Genomic DNA, 18,447 nt, shown 5'->3' on the forward strand with positions numbered 1-18,447 from the left:
CAGATTCTCAGGCGTTCCTTAATATCTCCAGGTACCGGCCGAACTTGCCCTTCATCGTATTTCTCATAAAACCGACCAGCACCTTTACCTCTGGAGAGAGGCCCCCCTGTCCTTCAAGCTCGTCAAGGACCATGCTCTGGTCCAGGGCCTCCGTCTGACGAAAGATCTTTTGAAAGGCCTCTTTTATGGATTTTATCTGCTCCTGGGAGAAATTCACCCTCTCAAGACCGACTATGTTGATCTGGCGTACACGTGAAGGGTTCCCCTCTACAAGCGTGAAAGGAGGTACGTCCTGCACGATCCTCGTAAGGCCGCCTACGTAGGCATGCTGGCCTATCGTGGCAAAAGGCTGTACCCCTACCAGACCCATAAGCTTCGCGTTACTTTCCACCTTCACATGACCGCCTAAAAGGACATTGTTTGCCAGGAGCACGCCGTTTTCAATCTCACAGTCGTGCGCGATATGCGCACAGGCCATAAACAGGTTGTCGTTACCTATCCTGGTTATGCCGCCGCCTACCGCTGTACCTGTATTTATAGTTACACACTCTCTTATAACGTTGCGGTCGCCTATCTCAAGTCTTGTGTCTTCACCCCCGTGCTTTAGGTCCTGAGGTTCCGTGCCCAGGGCCGTCCCGGGAAATACAGTGTTATCCTTACCGATAGACGTGTGTCCGGTTACAGTAACATTGTTTTTTATGACGGTTCCATTGTCAATCTTTACATGCTCGTCAATTAGGGAAAATGCTCCTACTTCAACGCTTCCGTCCAACTCTGCTTTGAGATGTACCTGGGCCGCCGGGTGTATATTCATGCCTTTACGTCTGCGGTTTTAGAGAAAGAACTCTCGGCCTGAGCAAGTTCGACTATTTTCCTGGCCAGGAGGACATTGAGGGAATGTCCGGAACGAGTACAAGTGATTCGTGCCCTGATGTCCAGACCTGTCAGATAGAGGTCCCCAACCAGGTCAAGGAGCTTATGCCTGACGCTCTCTTCGGCAAAGCGAAGGGTCGCCTGTTTTCTTTCTATCGGCGTCGAGGCCGTACCGTCTTCGTTTATCAGAAAACTGTTTTCTTCTGTAACGCCCCTTCCAAGTCCCAGTCTGATGAATTCTTCCACGCCGCTTGACAGGCAAAACGTCCTGGCCGGAGCGATCTGCCGGGAAAAAGCGTCTTCTGTAACGGAGAAGGCGTACGATTGCCTGAGCACCGACTTGTCTCCAAAATCCAGGTGATAGGAAAGCTCCAGACCCTTGTCGTGTGGGATGGCAATAATCCTTGCCTCCTTGTCTTCAAGGGTGATCGTGCGGTAAAGCGTAAAAACCTGCCTCGGGGCATTATGGTTGACAATACCGGCTTCCCTGATCAGCCGTACAAAGACGAGGGAGCTGCCGTCACCGGCTGGCATCTCCCTTCCCGTCATCTCTACCAGTATATTATCAACGCCCAGGCCATAGACTGACGCCATGAAATGCTCGACACCCTCTACCTCAACCCCGTCCTTGGCGAGCAGGATGCGCCTCTTGTGGTCCTTAACACTCTCCACACTGGCGGGTACGGAAGGTGAATCCGGAAGGTCTACCCTTCTGAACCGTATTCCCGTATTGGGTGGCTGGGGTACCAGCCTGATGGTGACCTCTTGGCCGTGAAATAGACCACAACCACGGTATTCCACCTCACGCTTGATCGTTTTTTGCTCTTGACGGGATTCTGTCACACCTTATAACCTCTCGTTCAAGTACTCAACAACCATGTCGGTGATGTCCAGGCTCTCGGAAAAGTATAGAACCGCTGCCATCCCTATCTTGAGCCTCAGTTCCATGAGGTCCCCACTCTTCGGATTAATTTCTTCTTTCTTTAATATGAGGTCAAAGCCTTCTTCCTTACCTACCTCATCTATTGCATCAGTTATATCCTGAAAGAGTTCTTCGTAGTACTCCCTCTCCTTTTCTCCGAGGTTCTTCCTGGCAACATCTTCTTCCAATTGAAGGTAGAGGGCCTTCTTTTCCATCTCAACCCCCAGCTCCTTCCTGGCCTCACTGCCTCTTTCGAGGAGCTGCATCTCCTCCCTCAGGGCCATCAGATCGTCCTGTTTCTCCATGAGGAGTTCTTCCTCACGGGCCTTCAACTCCTTGAAGCTCTCCTCCATTTCCGTCCGCTTTTCATATCGCTCGAAGACGTCATTGAGCTTCACAACGCCTATGGTAAGCCCCTCTGCAGATACGATAACGGGAAAAACGATAACTGCTGCAAAAAGCACAAGTACGTATTTGCAAAGCTTCATGCGCCTTTTTCCTTTCTAAAAAAGTTTCTACTAGTCAGCTCCACCAATGTTAATGTTTACAAACTTGGTAGTGTCTGTCGGCTGCTTCTTAACGACGAAGCCAAAGTCGACACCAAGGCTCATACGCCCGAACAGGGGCAGTGTAAACCGCAGGCCGGGACCTACGGATACCCGCATGTCATCAAAACCAATGTCCGTGGTACCCACCGCGGCCTTTCCCACATCTACGAAAAATACCCCTTTAAGCATATTCTTGTAAAGGGGAAAAGAGTCTTCAATACTATAAATTATCAGCGAGTCTCCACCCACCGTCTCACCCGTTGCCTTGTCGACCGGTCCTGCACCACGATATGTAAAACCCCTGATAGACCCTGTGCCTCCTGCAAAGAACCGCTCAAAAATGGGGACTTCCTCTTTCGAAAGCGACGTTACCATGCCAAGGGTGAACTTCAAACCCAGGACATGGCTCCCCAACAGTTCGGAGTCCCATATCTTATAATATTTTTTTGCAGAAAGTACAAATCTTGTCACGTCAACGTCCAAGCCCGACACCCCGACGTCGCCATCCAATATGTGGCCCTTAACGGGAGACCTTATGGGGCTTCGCGTGTCCCAGATGGACCTTACGTTTATCCCCAGCTTCTTCCTTGACCCCTTTGATTCTAATATTACTTTGGCCGCGGTTGGTTTTACATTCCGTATCTCAATGTCCTCGAATTCAGGAGAAACGGAAATGCTGAGGTTGTGCTTAATCATCCTTCCCAGTGTAAAACGAGTTCCCTGTCTGGACTCGTCATAGTGCTGCCAACTCCTTGTATAGAAAAAGACGCTTCCCCCGGCGGAATAAACCGAATCGAAGACAGAGGGATTGGTTAGAGAAATAATTGCCTCGGTCCTCTTCAACCCCGGGCTCAACTTCATGTTAAATATTTGACCCGCGCCCCGGAAGGCGTCACCCGACAAAAAGTCGTGCAGGTTCTTGGGGAAATCGAGGGCGTTAAAGTTGTTATCGGTATAAGAAATATCTCCGAATAAACCCGAATTCACTCCAAACCCGCCGCCGAACCTTAATACGCCCGTCCGTCCCTCCGTCACGTCTACGATGATGTTTGCACGGTCGGGTTGCGAACCCTGTTCGCTCAACATGTTTACCGGCATTGGCGCCTGCCTGTCAAAGTATCCGGTCGCCATCAATTTCTCGTGGCTGTCGCGGATCTTTACCGTGTCAAACCTGTCGCCGGGAAAGAACGTCAACTCCCTCCTTATAACATGGTCCTCTGTCTTTTCGTTGCCCCTTATCTTGATTTCTTCTATGTAATGCCGCTGTCCTTCTTTTATTTCATATACCAAGTCCAGGTTTGCCCCGACTGAGCTGAAGAGCTTTTTGGGAATCACCCTGGCGTTAACGAACCCTTGTTCACCGTACTGTGTTCTTAGGCTTCTAGTGTCTTCCTCCATAACCGGCGGCAGAAAGGGTCCGCCGGCATAAAGTATCATATCGTCAAGAAGCGCCTCGGTAGAGTAGAGCCTGTTGCCCTTAACCTCTATCTTATTTACGTAGTATCTTTCTCCTTCATCTATGATAAAGGTGACGATGGCCTGTTCCTTGCCTTTATCATAGGTTAACTTTCCGCCAACACTTACGTCCAACCACCCTTTATCAATATAATAATCTTTCAGCCTCTCCTTGTCCTCGTTGAATTTTTCTTTGTCGAAAATGCCTTTGAACAGGAAACTGGGGAAGCGCCTCCTGCGCGTCTTTATTTGTTTATTGAGCTTTTTGCCAGTGATAGATCTGTTGCCTTCGAACGCCACCTTTCTTACGGTTACCCTGGGGCCCTCACTTATGTCATAGATTACCTCTACGTCGCGATCGACTTTCTTGACCGTGCTGCTGACTTTTACAAACTGGAATCCTTTGTCTAGATAAAGCTCCTTTATTCTGTCCTCGCCAAGTTTTACGAGGTAACGTTTCAGGTAGTCTCTTTCTCTAAACTCAAGGACGTTCTCCAGCTTGCCGGTCTTCATCTCGTCATTGCCGTCAAATATAATGGCTTTAATTACCGGCCGTTCCGTTACCAAAAAAGTGAGTTTGACGCCCTCCGGCACATCTTCTAAAATTACTTCGACATCGTCGAAGTAGCCCATTGCCCATATACTGGAGACGTCCTGTGATACTACCTCCGGGCTGTACAGGTCTCCTTCCCTGAGTTGTATCGACCCTTTTATAGCGGCCGTGCCTATTCGCTTGTTGCCTCTTATGTCTATCTGCCGTATAATTCTTCCTTTTTCCGCCTCCTGGGCCTGAACCAGTCCCCCGTAGATGAGGCAAAAGACAAATATAGAAGCAACGGCAAGGTTTCTAACCCCGGGATAAGCCATCCCATGCCTTTTTCAATAATCATCTTCTTGTGAAATAGCGGCGCTCTCAAAACGCATGCACTCCGTGAGAAAAGTAAGGCGCACGGCACCCGTAGGGCCGTTCCTCTGCTTGGCTATGATTAGCTCCGCATCTTTCGGGTTCTTTTTATCCGGAAAATAGTGCCCCTCACGGTGAAGCAGCAGGACAATGTCTGCGTCCTGCTCGATGGAGCCGGATTCTCTCAGGTCGGACATCCGCGGCCTGCGGTCCTCACGCATCTCGACGGCACGGTTGAGCTGGGAGACGGCAATGACCGGTATCTTCAGCTCCATGGCGAGTGTCTTCAGCCCCCTGGAGATTACAGATATCTCCTGCTGGCGGTTCTCCGCGCCCCGGGACTCCATCAGCTGGAGATAATCCACCACCAACAATTTTATGTCGTGTTGGACCTTCATGCGGCGGGCCTTCGCCCTCAGGGCCATTATTGAGAGCCCTCCCTGGGCGTCGTCGATAAACATCTTTGCCGGTGAGAGTTTCTCGGCGGCCGCAGTAAGTTTACCCCACTCCTCATTCTGTAAACCGCCTTTGCGCATTTTGTGGGTGTTCAACCGCGCGTACGAACACAGCATGTTTTGTGCTATCTGCTCCGCAGACATCTCAAGGGTGAACAACGCCACAGGCAGCTTCTCCACCGTGCCCACGTGTTGCATTATGTTTAAAACAAGACTTGACTTGCCCATACTCGGCCTACCTGCTACAACCAGCAATTGTGAGGGCTGGAGTCCGCAGGTCAGGTCGTCCAGGTCATAAAAACCGGTGCCCACTCCCGTAAGCCTGCCCTTTCTGTCATTTATCTTTTCCAGCCTGTCAAAGGTGTCACGCAGCAGGTCTGCGATGTGGACGGTGGTGGAGGCATGTTTCTTTTCCGCAACGTTAAATATCAGCCTTTCTGATTTATCAAGCAGCGTATCGACGTCATCTCTATTCTTATACGTCTCTTTCTGTATCTCAACGGCGGCTTCAACAAGGCCCCTCTTTATGGCATTATCCCGTATGATGTGGGCATAGTACTCCGCGTTGGCAACAGCAGGTACCGATTCCTCCAGTTCCATCAGGTAGTCGCGTCCGCCCACAACCTCGAGTTTTCCGCGTCTTTCAAGCTCGTCTTTCAGGAGGACCAGGTCTACGGCCTGGTTCCTGTCATAAAGGTCCACAACGGTCTGAAAGATTTCCCTGTGGGGGGTTTTACAAAAGCTCTCCGCCGTAAGACATTCAAGCGCGGTGTCTACAACCGTATTGTCAATGAGCATAGCCCCCAGGAGGCTGACCTCGGCCTCAATACTCTGAGGAGGCTTTCCTTCCAGAGTTTGCACTGCCACAATTCTCCCCCCTTCACGTACAACAAGCTTACCGTTAAATATACAACGCTATTATTCTTCTTCTTTCACTACAAAGAGCTTAACCTGCGTCTTTATCCCCGGGTAAAGGTCAAGGGTTACGTCGTAAGTGCCACATTCCTTTATGTGCTCTTCCAGGCGTACAAAGTCTTCTTCCACGGAGTAGCCCCTGCGAACAAGCTCTTCGGCGATACCGGCAGGGGTAACGGAACCAAAGAGACGGCCCTCTTCATGGGCCTTGGCGGCGATACTGAATTCAAACCCGGCCAGCTCTTTTGCAAGTTTACCCAACCCCTCTTTGGCGAGTTTTGTATTCAGCGCCTCTTTCCTTTTCCGTATCTCCACTTCTTTGGCGTTGGCGGAGGTTGCCGTAGTGGCAAATCCCTTGGGGAAGAGGAAATTGCGGGCATATCCGTCTGCAACGGCTACCACGTCACCCATGCTTCCCAATTTCTCTATGTTCTTTCTCAGTAGTACTTTCATGCATAATACTCCAAAAAAGCTAGGCCGTGTACGGCAGCAGGGCCATAAAACGCGCCCTCTTTATGGCGCTCTTGGCGGCACGCTGGTGCGTGGCACAGTTGCCCGTACGTTTACGGGAAAACAGCTTCCCCTGTGTGGCGACAAGCTTCTGGATGTTGGTCAGGTCTTTGTAGTCTATTTCCTCCATATGCATCCTGCAGAATCGGCACTTTTTTGCATAAACGTACCTTCTCTTTTGCGGTCTGGACTTGGTTTTCCGTCTCATCTTCATCGTTTAAAAAGGTATCTCCTCTTCACTAATGTCGTCTTTTGGAGCGGAACCGCCCTCCGGCTGGGTTGCGCCGGCTGGGCTGCCGCGCTTCTTGGTCTGCCCGATAAACTGAAAGTCTTCGGCCACGACTCTCAAGGCGCTTCGCTTCTGGCCGTCTTTGGACTCCCACTGGCTGAACTGAAGACGGCCTTCTACAAAAATAGGGCTGCCTTTAGAAAAGTATTCGCTGATTATCTCGGCCCTTTTTCCGAACATGGTTATGTCTACAAAACACACGTCCTCTTTTTTCTCTCCATCCTGCGAGGTCCAGTTTCTTGAAACAGCAACGCCGAAACTCGCCAGCGCCGTGCCGCTCTGTGTATAACGAAGTTCAGGGTCTCTGGTCAAATTGCCCATCAGAAATACCTTGTTGAGATTGGCCATAACTTGTCCCCCCTGAAATTATTCTTTAATCCCGGACTCTGCGGAGGTCTTTTTCTCTTCGGTCTCACTGTCACTGGCGGGTTCGCGGGCTTCATCCGCAGATGACGATTCCACCACGGGCTTCTGCTCGCCAAGCTCCGGTCTTTTACCGGCCTTAAGGATGAGATTTCTGAGGACGACGTCGGAGAGTTGACAATCACGTCTTACCTCCGTAATCGCGCCGACGGGGGCGTCGAAGTAGATTTGCATGTAAGTGCCTCTCCTGTGCCCTTTTATACGGTACGCAAGCTTGCGCTCTCCCCACTTCTCCGTGCTGATTACCTGGCTGCCCCTCTTTTTTAATATGCCGTGTACATGCTCGACTACACTGTCCCAGTCGCCGGCCTTTGCGTTGTCAATCAAAAACATCGCTTCATAGGTTTTCAACCCCTAAGTACCTCCTTGCGTAAATAAGATCGTTAATCAACGCTACTATCACGCATGCGCGGTGAGTACCGCACATGGTATAAAAACCCGGCATAATCGAAAAACTACCCGCATCTCTTTGTACACTGGTCTATTCCGCCGCGTACCCACTCAATAACGGCTTCACAGGCAGTTTCCACGGCCTCCTCGGCAACGGCCTCTTCTTTCTTTGGGAATGGTGCCAGTACGTATTCACTCGCTTCGCCCTGGGGAGGAAGCCCGACGCCAATCCTCAGCCGGGGAAACCCGGTACCGCCCAGGCTCGCAATAATAGACTCCAAGCCCTTGTGTCCTCCGCCGGAGCCTTTGCTCCTTACTCTAAGCTTACCCAGAGGCAGATTTATATCGTCACAGATTACCATTAAACTCTCTGTACTGCAAGCGTAATGGTCAAGCACTCTTTTGACCGACTGGCCACTCCGGTTCATGTACGTCAGCGGTTTTACCAGGAGGAGCCTGTCGGTATCAAGCGGTGTTTCCCCGACAAGGGACCTGAACCGCCGCCTGCTTACCTTTATGCCGAAATGCCCGGCCAACCTGTCGACAACCGCAAACCCCAGGTTGTGCCTCGTTTCAGTATACTTCTCCCCTGGATTTCCCAAACCTACGAGAATTTTCATTAAGAGGGCCTTATGACTTTTTTTCCTCTTTCTCCCCCTCCTCTTCCTTGGCCTTCTTCACAATCACCTCCGGCTCTTTACCCGACACCACTTCTTCTTCCACCACAGGCGCCTCCTCTTCCTTTACTACGACCATCTTAACTTGAGCCACAGTTATGTTCAGGTCGTCATGGACTATCTTTACGCCGGAAGGAAGCTCCGTATCCTTTAACGCCAGGTTGTCCCCGATTTCAAGCTTTGATACGTCCAGGGTCAGCTTCTCAGGTATTGCCGCGGGCAGGCACTTCACCTCGACCGTCCTCAGTATCTGGTCCAGTACGCCGCCCTGTGTGACGCCGACCGGGGTGCCGCGCAGCTCTATGGCAACCTCTACGGTGACCTCTTCATCCATGGCGACACGAATAAAATCGGCATGGAGTACATTGTCACCAAAGGTGTCATACTGCGTCTCCTTTAAGAGCGCGTTTTGCTCTTTATCGTCACAACGGATGAGAAACATCTTGGCGCCTGTTTGCATGGCTTCCCTAAAATCCTTCTCAGGGACAGAGATGGCCAGGGTCTCCTCTTTGTGTCCGTATATGACTGCCGGCATCTTACCCTCTTTTCTCAATTTGTGAACGGCGCGCGTCCCGACTTGAGTCCTTATTTCCACCTGCAGAACAGGATTTGCCATTTACCGCTACCTCCTTCTAAAACTAAACAAACAACGCGCTAACGGATTCGTTGGTGTGTATCCTCCTGATGGCCTCGCCCAGGATTCCGGATATAGTCAGCACGATGAGCTTCTTTCCCAGGGGTTTTGCCCTTCCATCGAGTGGAATGGTATCTGTAACCGCCAGTTCCTTGATTGGCGCCTTGTTAAGTTTTTCGGCCGCTCTGCCGCACAGCAGGGCATGGGTCGTACCGACGTATATGTCTTTCGCGCCTTTTTCCTTAAGTACGTTTGCCGCCTGCACTATTGAGCCGCCGGTAGCTATCAGGTCGTCAATCATGATGACGTTTTTCCCCGCTACGTCACCTATCACGAAGCCCACCTCTGTTTCTTCCGGGCCTACGCGGCGTTTGTCCACCACGGCCATCTTTATATTGAGCTTCCTTGAGTACGCCCTTGCTATCTTTATTCCCCCTACGTCCGGGGACACTACTATGGCATTGGGCAGATTGAGCGACTTGTAGTGTCCGCACAACACGGGGAATGCGTAGAGATGGTCCATCGGTATGTCGAAGAAGCCCTGGATCTGCGCGGCGTGTAGGTCCATGGCCAGCACCCTGTCCACACCAGCTTTACATATGATGTTTGCCACCAGCTTGGACGTTATGGGTACGCGTCCCTCGTCCTTCCTGTCCTTTCTGGCATAGCCGTAATAGGGTATTACCGCCGTGATCCTGGCCGCTGAGGCCCTTCTGATACAGTCTATAAATATCAGGAGTTCCATCAGGTTTTCGTTAACCGGGGGACTCCCGGACTGTACTACAAAAACGTCGGCCCCCCTTATGTCCTCATTTATCTTCAGGTCTATCTCTCCATCGGGGAAACGTCCTACATATGCGTCACCAAGCGGAATCTTCAGGTGGTCACATATCTTGTGAGCTAAATCCGGATTGGCGTTACCGGTAAAAACCTTCAGATTGTTCAGACCTTCAATCAGTGCCTTTTGGTCCATCCAGTATTCCCCTCAATTCTTGGTAGAACTGTTTTTTTAGTTACCTGTGACCAAACACCTTGAATACACGAACAAATACTTACATACCACCGAGGCCCCCTGCGACTATCCCGGAGACCTTTTCAAGGTCTTCCTGAGAATTCACCCCTAACACCTCGCTGGGGTCGGATGCGATAAGGGTATTTACCCTCTTGCCCATGCCGCCGCTAAGCACCTCTATCACCTGTGTCAGGTAATATTCCCCTTTCCTGTTGTCCGGGGTGAGCCTTTCCAGGGCCTCCAAGAGCGGACCCGTTCTGAAACAATAAATGCCTGAGTTTACCTCTTTTATTCCTGTCTCTTCCTCGGAGGCATCCAGTTCTTCGACAATCCTAGTCACCCGGTCCTGCCCGTTCCTCACCACGCGGCCGTAACCCTTTGGGTCATCAAGATACGCCGTAAGCAGGGTCGCGTCCGAACGGGTCTCCTGATGCACCTTTCTAAGGGTCTTTACCGTGTCGGGTTTTACAAGGGGGCTGTCTCCGGGAAGCACTACTATGTTTTCAGGCATGTCCTCAGCCCGGTCCCCTAAGAAGGTGGTTGCGGCCCTAAGGGCATCCCCGGTGCCCAACTGACGGGGCTGCTCCACCCAATCCACTCCGAGCCCTTCCAGTACCCTGGCAACTTCCTCTTTCTTGTGTCCAACTACCACCAATACCCTTGAAACGCCCGCCTTCCTTGCCGCGTCAATTACCCACTTTATCATAGGTGTGCCGCACAGCTCGGCGAGCACCTTAGGGCCCGTATAACTCATTCTGGTACCCTTACCGGCAGCAAGGATAACGGCCACTTCACTGCATAAGTTCATCTTGTGTCTTTATAAAAGCTACCCGGGGAGGATTCGAACCTCCACCGAGAGATCCAAAATCTCTAGTGCTACCATTACACTACCGGGTAATAAATCAGCCTACCAGTACTGCACCCTTACTGGCGGAGCTCACCAGCCGGGCGTATTTGGCGAGATAGCCACTCACTTGGGGTGTGATGGGTCTCCACTTCTTCCTGCGCTCTTCCAGCACGTCTTCCGGTATATGCAAATCCAGGCGACGTCCCGGTATATCTACGGATATCTCATCGCCGTCTTCAACCAGCGCTATGGGACCCCCCACTATGGCCTCCGGGCTGACATGTCCGATACATGGTCCCCGGGTGCCGCCGGAAAAGCGCCCGTCTGTAATAAGTGCCACTGAGGTGTCGAGCCCCATCCCCGCCAGTGCCGCAGTGGGTGAGAGCATCTCCCTCATGCCGGGGCCGCCCTTAGGCCCCTCATACCTGATTACCACCACGCAGCCGGGGCCAATCTCATCATTCATTATGGCCTTCATGGCCTGTTCTTCCCTGTTAAAAACCCTGGCACGACCCTTGATACACCGGGCCTCCGCAGCTACCGCACTCTGCTTTACAACAGAACCTTCGGGGGCAAGATTGCCGTAAAGAACAGCTATGCCCCCTTCCTCGCCCGCAACCTCTTTTTCGCCTTTTATTACCTTTGTGTCAGGTGATTCTGCCTCCGCGGCAATTTCTGATATCTTCTTTCCACTTACGGTCATATAATCCTTGAGCTCCTTTCCCAGCCTCTTCAAAACGGCCGGGATACCTCCCGCATAGTGGAGGTCCTCAAGGAAGTATTCCCCACCCGGCGCAAGGTTTACCATGTGGGGTATCCGCTTACTGATTTCGTCAAAGTGGTCTAATGTAACCTCCACCCCGGCCTCTCTTGCTATAGCAGGCAGATGAAGACACGTATTGGTAGACCCTCCCAGGGCCATGTCCATAACTATCGCATTCTCAAAGGCATCGGGCGTCATTATGCTTCGCGGGGTCACATCCTCTTTAGCCAGTCTGACGGCGACCTGTCCGCTCCTGTAGGCTATCCGGCCCTTTTCCGCGGACACTGCCAGGGCCGTAGCACAACCGGGCAGCGACATGCCCATGGTCTCGGTCAAGCAGGCCATGGTATTGGCCGTGTAAAGGCCCTGACAAGAACCTGCGCCGGGGCAGGCCTCCATCTCCAGCCGGTCCATCTCCTCCTGGGTGATTTCTCCTCTCCGTCTCTTCCCTACCGCCTCAAACGTGTCGCTTACGAGGGAGAGTTTTTTCCCCTTCAGATTGCCACAGAGCATAGGTCCGGCCGTTACCACTAAGCCGGGTATGTCAAGCCTGGCCAGGGCCATCAACATCCCCGGCGTAATCTTATCACAATTCGTGAGCAACACCAAGCCGTCCAGGCTGTGTGCGCTGGCCACGCATTCAATGGCGTCCGCGATAACCTCCCTTATGGCCAGGGAGTAACGCATGCCCGGATGCCCCATCGCTATACCGTCACATATACCGGGGATACCAAAGATAAAGCTAACCCCGCCACCTGCATGCACTCCCTTCTCTATGGCAGTCTCCAGGCGTCTCATATGTATATGCCCTGGAATAAGCTCGGTGAAGCTGCTGGCTACCCCGATGAAGGGTTTATTCAGGTCATCCTTGTCCAGACCTGTAGCAAAGAGAAGAGACCTTGCAGGAGCACGTTCAAGCCCTACTTTTATGACATCACTGCGCAAGAGGTACCTTTAGCTTATTATCTCATGGCCGAAGTGTGTAAGTGTAAACACTGCAATGGATTAAAACAACTTACACGCCCCCGGCAAAAGAAAAATGCTAACACAGCTAATTGGTCAAGTCAAGCAAAATCCACTATCTGGAATTCCCTTGACTTTAGTTTTCAAACTTGTTTAACTTGTGGTTTTATAATATCTTCTGATTAACTTCACCCTGTGTCCACCCGGCCCCACACAAGGGCCCTACAACTATAGAGGACTCCTTGAAGAGGCGCTAATGGTATTAGTGAGCGGATGCCTTGTAGGTCTGGAGTGCAGGTATGACGGCAGTTCCGAAAGGAATGATCATCTGCTGGCGCTGCTGCAAGGCACGAGCTTCCTGCCCTTCTGCCCCGAACAGATGGGCGGCCTTCCGACCCCAAGACCCAGGGCGGAGATAGTGGGCGGTGATGGACACGACGTCCTGGCCCACAAGGCCAGGGTCGTTGACAAATGTGGCAAAGACGTTACAGGGGCTTTTGTCCGCGGGGCGATGGAGTCGGTGAAGCTTGTCAGGCTTTTTAACATAACCAGGGCCCATCTGAAGAGCAAGAGCCCGTCTTGCGGTCTTGGCTTGATCTACAGAGAAGGCCGGCAGGTCGAGGGCGATGGGGTATCCGCCGCGCTGCTTGTCCAGAACGGCGTAAAGATTACCTGCGTCTGAGGCGATGGCAAACTTACTTCCAGGACGAAGAAGATACGGAGAGCCTTACACTGTTTAAAAAACTTCAAGATTGGACGCTCAAGTGGGTAAAGACACCTTATGCCATCCCGTTCCTCTTTGCGGTAGCCTTTGCCGAGGCGTCTTTTTTCCCCATTCCCCCGGACGTGCTGCTTATCGTCATGGCGCTTGCCGTGCCAGCGAAGATTTTTCAATATGTCCTTGTATGCAGCGCCGGCTCCGTGCTCGGAGGCTGCTTCGGGTATTTTATAGGGTACGAGCTGTTCGAATACATGGGCAAACCCATCATCGATTTTTACGGCTTATGGGAGGAGTTCGATTACGTGAGCACACGGTTCCATGAAAACGCTTTCGCGGCCATAGCCGTTGCCGGTTTTACCCCCATACCGTATAAACTCTTTACTATTGCGGCAGGAGTCTGTAAAATCAATTTCACTACCTTCGTGATAGCGTCGATATTGAGCCGTGGTTTGAGGTTCCTGGCAGAGGGGGCCTTAATATACTTCCTCGGCGAGAGGGTAAAGCCTTTTGTTGAGAAATACTTCAACGTATTCTCTATACTCTTTGTGGTATTGTTAATACTCGGTTTTATAATTATAAAGATGCTTTCGGGTCAATAAACCGTCATGAACAAACTGGCCGCAATTTTAGTAGCGGTTCTCCTGGCGTTATCATCCCCGCTTTTCGCTCAAACCGCTGAAGAGGAGACGGAAACCTTCGGGCCGAGGGTTTCGGGCTTTTTCTATCCCAGGTCGGTGGAAAATCTCCAGAAGATAATCGCCCTGAAGCTTGGGAAGGTAATAAAACAAGAACTCCCCGGAAGGCCCATAGCACTTATCTCTCCACACGCAGGGTATGACTTCTCTGGCGAGGTGGCCGCCTACGGTTTCAGTGCCCTGGAAGGGGGAGACTACAAAAGGGTTATCATCCTTGCCCCAAGCCATTATGGCAAGAGGTTCAGGGGCGTGGCCGTTCTAAAGGCGTCCAGATACAAAACACCACTGGGGGAAATAGAGATAGATAAAGAGGTGTGTGAGGGGCTCGTCAACAATTCCCCAAAGTTCGACTCAAAGCCGCTGTTTGGTTATTACTCCGGGGCCTACATGAATGAACATGCCCTGGAGACGCAACTGCCATTCTTACAGGAGGTTCTCGGCAAATTTAAATTAGTGCCGTTGCTGGTGGGGGTTCTTATGGATGACGACACCAAAAAGGTCGCCGACGCCATTAAGCCCTACTTCGACGAGAGCACCGTGGTTATCGCCAGCTCCGACTTCACCCACTATGGCCGCAGGTTTGATTACGTGCCGTTCTTTAAAGAAATAGAGAAAAACCTCAAGGCCCTTGACGACGGGGCGGTAAACGAGATTCTGGAGAAAGATTCCGGCGGCCTGGTCAATTACAGGAAGGAGACGGGGATAACCGTCTGTGGGTTCATGCCCATCGGGGTACTTTTAGACCTCCTGCCCGATGACGCCCAGGGAACCGTATTGAAATACGACACGTCCGGCAGGATGGAAGGTGATTTCAACCACTCGGTCAGCTACGTCTCCATAGTATTCACCGTCCCGACGGGGGAAAAGACTGGCAAGGCGCCGGAACTCCCCGCTCAAAACGCGCGTGTTGTGCTCGCAGCCTACTCTCCTGAAGGGGACAAGGGTGCGGCGGGGGCAATGGCGGTCCCGGCGGGTGAGCACTCACAGACGTCAGACTTCATCACTGAAGAAGAGTGCGAAACACTTTTGAACATTGCCAGAAGCACCCTGGAAACATATACACGCCAACAGGTACTCCCGGATATCCCGGAAGAATTTCTGACACCAAGACTTAAAGAAAAGAGCGGCGTGTTCGTCACCCTTAAGAAAAACGGGCAACTGAGGGGCTGCATAGGCCACATACAACCGCGCATGCCCCTTTGGCGGGCGGTGATGATGAACACGGCTAACTCCGCCTTTAAAGATTCACGCTTCAGAAGGGTGAGCGAGGAAGAACTTAAAGACATAGACATAGAAATATCTGTGCTCAGTCCAAACAGGAGGATTAACAGTCCTGGAGAATTTCATGTGGGAGAAGAAGGAATAATAATAAGCCTGGGGAGACGCCAGGCGGTCTTTCTTCCACAGGTAGCCACGGAGCAGGGCTGGGACAGGAATCAGACGTTCTACAATCTGTGCAACAAAGCCGGTCTGCCGTGGAACGCATGGTGGGATGAAAACATGGAATTCTACGTCTTCACGACCAAGATATTTCACGAAGTACGACACTAAGCCCCTGGGGCAGCAAACAGTATCTTTATCAGCAATGAATGATGTAGCATCAGAAGAAGAAGAGATTCAAAAGGAAGCCCGGGTACACGAGAAACTTCTGGGCATAGCCCGCCAAAGCATCGAGGCCGCAGTAAAGGGTGAACCAACACCTGAATTTACGGTTAACGAGCCGGAACTTCACCATCATCATGGCGCATTTGTTACCGTAAGACAACGCGGGGAACTCCGCGGCTGTCTGGGCCAGTTTGTCTCAGACATTCCTCTCCATAAACTCGTGAAAGAGATGGCCGTCGCCGCAATTACCGAAGACCCCCGATTCAAGGACGAACGCATAGGGGAAAAAGACCTTGGTAAAATAGACATTGAGGTCTCGGTAATATCTCCCCTTAAAAGGGTCTCCGACCCTACGGACTTTCAACTTGGCAGGCACGGGCTGTACATAAAGAGGGGCGATAATATTGGCTGCCTCCTCCCCCAGGTCGCTACCGAAAGGGGCTGGTCAAAGGAGGAGTTCCTGTCCTACTGTTGTCTGGGCAAGGCGGGGCTTGGCCCCGACGCCTGGAAAGAAACCGGCACGGAGGTCTATGTTTTTACGGCAGGTATTATAAATGAACACAGTTAGTATTCTACCGGCAGATTACGGAGTGTTGTAGTCTAATCTATTGCCAAAGCGATGTTTCTTGTTATAATTTTCAATAATATGGAGTGATCTGTTACCCGGGGGCCGGCCAGCCTGTGCTCATTCCGCATCTCGCCCAAACCCGGTGCCGCAATCATAGCGGTACAGCACAACGTTTCGTACATATAATATCTTGGTATTTAAGGAGTTACGATCTAGATGGGTAAGCCGCTTCGAGTGTTAATTGTCGAGGATTCGGAAGACGACTTCGAGTTGATGGTGCGTGAACTAAAGTGCGGCGACTATGACCCGACCTATGAACGTGTCGAAACACCTGAGGCCTTGAACGCCGCACTCGACAGTCAGACATGGGATATTGTCATCGCCGATTACAACCTGCCGCATTTTAACGCGCTTGACGCGCTGGCACTATTACAAGAAAAGGAAATCGACGTCCCGTTCATCGTCATATCAGGTACTGTTGGTGAAGACACAGCGGTGGAGATCATAAAGGCGGGTGCGACCGACTATCTGATGAAGGACAGGATGACACGTTTTGTCCACTCCATAGAGCGTGGCTTGCGCGAGGTGGAGGAACGGCGGCAGCGCAAGCAGGCGGAAGAAGAGTTAAAGATACTCAACGAGTCCCTGGAACAGCGTGTGGCCGAGCAGACGGCTGAACTGGCCAAAAGTGAGGAGATATTCCGGAGCATAAGCTCCTCGGCACAAGATGCCATTATTATGGCAGACAATGAAGGAAGGATTTCATACTGGAATGAGGCCGCTGAAAATATGTTTGGTTATTCAAAAGAGGACGCTGCCAGAAAAAAACTGCATGAATTGATTATCCCGGAGCGCCTGCGTGAACATTTCTTAAAAGGGTTCAAACTATTCCGTGAGACAGGAAAAGGCCCGGTTATCGGAAAAGTGGTTGAATTCTCAGCTGTCAGGAAGGACGGGACAGAATTCCCTGTAGAACACTCTATCTCAGCAGTAAAGATAAGAGATAAATGGGCTACAGTTGGGATAATAAGAGACATCACAGAGCGCAAGCAGGCCGAGGAAACGATTACACATATGGCCTATCATGACAATCTTACCGCGCTGCCCAACCGCATGCTTTTCGTTGACCATCTCAATCTGGAACTGGCTCACGCGCGGCGCAACCGCGCGGCCCTGGCCGTTATGTTTCTCGACCTTGACGAGTTCAAGGACATCAACGACACACTGGGCCATACCCTGGGCGACCGTTTGCTAAAGGAGGTTGCCGCCCGTCTGATAAAAATCATGCGTGAAAGCGACACCGTTGCGCGCCTGGGGGGTGATGAATTCACGTTGTTACTGCCGGGAAACAATGATGTGGCCAGCGCGACCCAGGTCGCAGATAAAATCCTCGAAGAGGTCAGACAGCCGATGACGCTCGATAAAAACAATCTCAGTATCACCACCAGCATCGGAATTGCCATCTACCCCGGGGACGGCAAGGACGCTGATACCCTGCTCAAGAACGCTGACGCCGCCATGTACCACGCCAAGGAACGGGGCCGGAACAACTTCCAGTTCTACAATAATCTTTCATAACATTGTGGCCTCGCTAGTCAAGCAACCCGCATGTATTAAAGAAATTCCTTGCTATACGCTCCGCGTGTCGTTTGAAATTGGTTAGATTTTTTCTGGTCTGGTTTTTTATCTCTTCAATTCTTTGTCCGGTCAACTGTCCTTTATAGGTGCCCACCCAGTCGTTTATTATTTGCGTCGTTACCTCGGGATGGAACTGGAGACCGTATGTAATCCTGTCCAACCTGAACGTGAACACCTCATTGGGGTCGTCCCTGGATTCCGCCAGCCTCTCACCACCCGGCGGTATCGAGAACTTGTCGCTGTGACAGAGGAAGACTACGAATTTTTCCGGAAGCCCTTCAAACAGCGGGTCTTTCCTCCCGTCCTCCGTCAGCCATATCTCATACCAGCCTACCTGCTTCACCGCCTCCCTGGTCACCTCGCCGCCGCTGACATAGGAAAGCATCTCCGCGCCGAGGCATATCCCCAGGAGTGGAACTCCTTCCTCCATGGCTTTCTCTAAAAACTTGTGCTCCCATTCGAGAAACGGGTAACGGTCTTCCTCGTTGACATCCATGGTCCCACCCATCGTCAGGATGGCGGAGAAGTCACCGGGGTTTTCTACGTATTCACCCTCAAAGATGTTTAACTCCCGGTAGGGGATATTGTTCTGCTGCATGAACTCGCCCAGATTACCCGCCCCGTCAAATGGAACGTGTTT

The 18,447-nt window shown here is 51.6% G+C and carries 20 protein-coding genes and 1 tRNA gene; 5 read left to right on the top strand and 16 right to left on the bottom strand.

Annotated features, from left to right (window positions below; translation table 11 throughout):
* Positions 1-7: 7 nt before the first annotated feature.
* The 15 genes from lpxA to ilvD all read right to left on the bottom strand — a co-directional run bounded on the left by lpxA (position 8) and on the right by ilvD (position 12,562).
* Positions 8-814, bottom strand: a complete 807-nt coding sequence (gene lpxA, locus NOU37_05420) for an acyl-ACP--UDP-N-acetylglucosamine O-acyltransferase (GenBank protein ID MCQ4574669.1) — start codon at positions 812-814, stop codon at positions 8-10.
* Positions 811-1,716: a UDP-3-O-acyl-N-acetylglucosamine deacetylase gene (lpxC, locus tag NOU37_05425; GenBank protein ID MCQ4574670.1), complete on the bottom strand. Its 906-nt coding sequence runs from the start codon at positions 1,714-1,716 to the stop codon at positions 811-813. The genes lpxA and lpxC overlap by 4 nt, the downstream gene beginning before the upstream one ends.
* 3 nt (positions 1,717-1,719) lie before the next feature.
* A complete protein-coding gene (locus NOU37_05430) occupies positions 1,720-2,283 on the bottom strand; it encodes an OmpH family outer membrane protein (GenBank protein MCQ4574671.1) in 564 nt (187 codons plus the stop codon).
* A gap of 30 nt (positions 2,284-2,313) precedes the next feature.
* Positions 2,314-4,665: an outer membrane protein assembly factor BamA gene (gene bamA / locus NOU37_05435; GenBank protein ID MCQ4574672.1), complete on the bottom strand. Its 2,352-nt coding sequence runs from the start codon at positions 4,663-4,665 to the stop codon at positions 2,314-2,316.
* A 12-nt stretch (positions 4,666-4,677) separates the two neighbouring features.
* On the bottom strand, positions 4,678-6,024 hold the full coding sequence (gene dnaB / locus NOU37_05440) for a replicative DNA helicase (protein ID MCQ4574673.1): 1,347 nt from the start codon (positions 6,022-6,024) through the stop codon (positions 4,678-4,680).
* Between the two features lie 51 nt (positions 6,025-6,075).
* Positions 6,076-6,525, bottom strand: a complete 450-nt coding sequence (gene rplI, locus NOU37_05445) for a 50S ribosomal protein L9 (GenBank protein ID MCQ4574674.1) — start codon at positions 6,523-6,525, stop codon at positions 6,076-6,078.
* A gap of 19 nt (positions 6,526-6,544) precedes the next feature.
* Positions 6,545-6,790, bottom strand: a complete 246-nt coding sequence (gene rpsR / locus NOU37_05450) for a 30S ribosomal protein S18 (protein MCQ4574675.1) — start codon at positions 6,788-6,790, stop codon at positions 6,545-6,547.
* Positions 6,791-6,799: 9 nt separating this feature from the next.
* Positions 6,800-7,219: a single-stranded DNA-binding protein gene (locus NOU37_05455; protein ID MCQ4574676.1), complete on the bottom strand. Its 420-nt coding sequence runs from the start codon at positions 7,217-7,219 to the stop codon at positions 6,800-6,802.
* 18 nt (positions 7,220-7,237) lie between these two features.
* Positions 7,238-7,645, bottom strand: coding sequence for a 30S ribosomal protein S6 (rpsF, locus tag NOU37_05460; GenBank protein ID MCQ4574677.1), 408 nt, complete (start codon positions 7,643-7,645; stop codon positions 7,238-7,240).
* A 104-nt stretch (positions 7,646-7,749) separates the two neighbouring features.
* Complete coding sequence (pth, locus tag NOU37_05465; GenBank protein ID MCQ4574678.1) at positions 7,750-8,304, bottom strand: aminoacyl-tRNA hydrolase; 555 nt, start codon at positions 8,302-8,304, stop codon at positions 7,750-7,752.
* A 10-nt stretch (positions 8,305-8,314) separates the two neighbouring features.
* Positions 8,315-8,977 (bottom strand): 50S ribosomal protein L25, encoded by a 663-nt coding sequence (locus tag NOU37_05470; protein ID MCQ4574679.1) that lies wholly within the window; start codon positions 8,975-8,977, stop codon positions 8,315-8,317.
* A gap of 22 nt (positions 8,978-8,999) precedes the next feature.
* Positions 9,000-9,968: a ribose-phosphate pyrophosphokinase gene (locus NOU37_05475; GenBank protein MCQ4574680.1), complete on the bottom strand. Its 969-nt coding sequence runs from the start codon at positions 9,966-9,968 to the stop codon at positions 9,000-9,002.
* A 79-nt stretch (positions 9,969-10,047) separates the two neighbouring features.
* The gene (locus NOU37_05480; GenBank protein ID MCQ4574681.1) at positions 10,048-10,815 is read right to left on the bottom strand and encodes an NTP transferase domain-containing protein; all 768 of its coding nucleotides are present in this window, start codon (positions 10,813-10,815) and stop codon (positions 10,048-10,050) included.
* Positions 10,816-10,833: 18 nt separating this feature from the next.
* Positions 10,834-10,904 (bottom strand) — tRNA-Gln (locus NOU37_05485).
* 5 nt (positions 10,905-10,909) lie between these two features.
* The gene (gene ilvD, locus NOU37_05490; protein MCQ4574682.1) at positions 10,910-12,562 is read right to left on the bottom strand and encodes a dihydroxy-acid dehydratase; all 1,653 of its coding nucleotides are present in this window, start codon (positions 12,560-12,562) and stop codon (positions 10,910-10,912) included.
* A 274-nt stretch (positions 12,563-12,836) separates the two neighbouring features.
* Between ilvD and NOU37_05495 the strand changes: the two genes are divergently transcribed.
* The 5 genes from NOU37_05495 to NOU37_05515 all read left to right on the top strand — a co-directional run bounded on the left by NOU37_05495 (position 12,837) and on the right by NOU37_05515 (position 17,747).
* On the top strand, positions 12,837-13,262 hold the full coding sequence (locus NOU37_05495; GenBank protein ID MCQ4574683.1) for a DUF523 domain-containing protein: 426 nt from the start codon (positions 12,837-12,839) through the stop codon (positions 13,260-13,262).
* A 164-nt stretch (positions 13,263-13,426) separates the two neighbouring features.
* A complete protein-coding gene (locus NOU37_05500; GenBank protein ID MCQ4574684.1) occupies positions 13,427-13,900 on the top strand; it encodes a VTT domain-containing protein in 474 nt (157 codons plus the stop codon).
* A gap of 6 nt (positions 13,901-13,906) precedes the next feature.
* The gene (gene amrB, locus NOU37_05505; GenBank protein MCQ4574685.1) at positions 13,907-15,547 is read left to right on the top strand and encodes an AmmeMemoRadiSam system protein B; all 1,641 of its coding nucleotides are present in this window, start codon (positions 13,907-13,909) and stop codon (positions 15,545-15,547) included.
* 34 nt (positions 15,548-15,581) lie between these two features.
* The gene (gene amrA, locus NOU37_05510; protein ID MCQ4574686.1) at positions 15,582-16,169 is read left to right on the top strand and encodes an AmmeMemoRadiSam system protein A; all 588 of its coding nucleotides are present in this window, start codon (positions 15,582-15,584) and stop codon (positions 16,167-16,169) included.
* 216 nt (positions 16,170-16,385) lie between these two features.
* A complete protein-coding gene (locus tag NOU37_05515) occupies positions 16,386-17,747 on the top strand; it encodes a diguanylate cyclase (protein MCQ4574687.1) in 1,362 nt (453 codons plus the stop codon).
* Positions 17,748-17,760: 13 nt separating this feature from the next.
* On the opposite strand, the gene NOU37_05520 is transcribed toward NOU37_05515, so the two are convergent.
* A partial coding sequence (locus NOU37_05520; GenBank protein MCQ4574688.1) for a type 1 glutamine amidotransferase occupies positions 17,761-18,447 on the bottom strand: 687 nt, incomplete at its 5' end.

It is taken from the genome of Candidatus Bathyanammoxibius amoris, assembly GCA_024451685.1.
Classification (GTDB): domain Bacteria; phylum Planctomycetota; class Brocadiia; order Brocadiales; family Bathyanammoxibiaceae; genus Bathyanammoxibius; species Bathyanammoxibius amoris.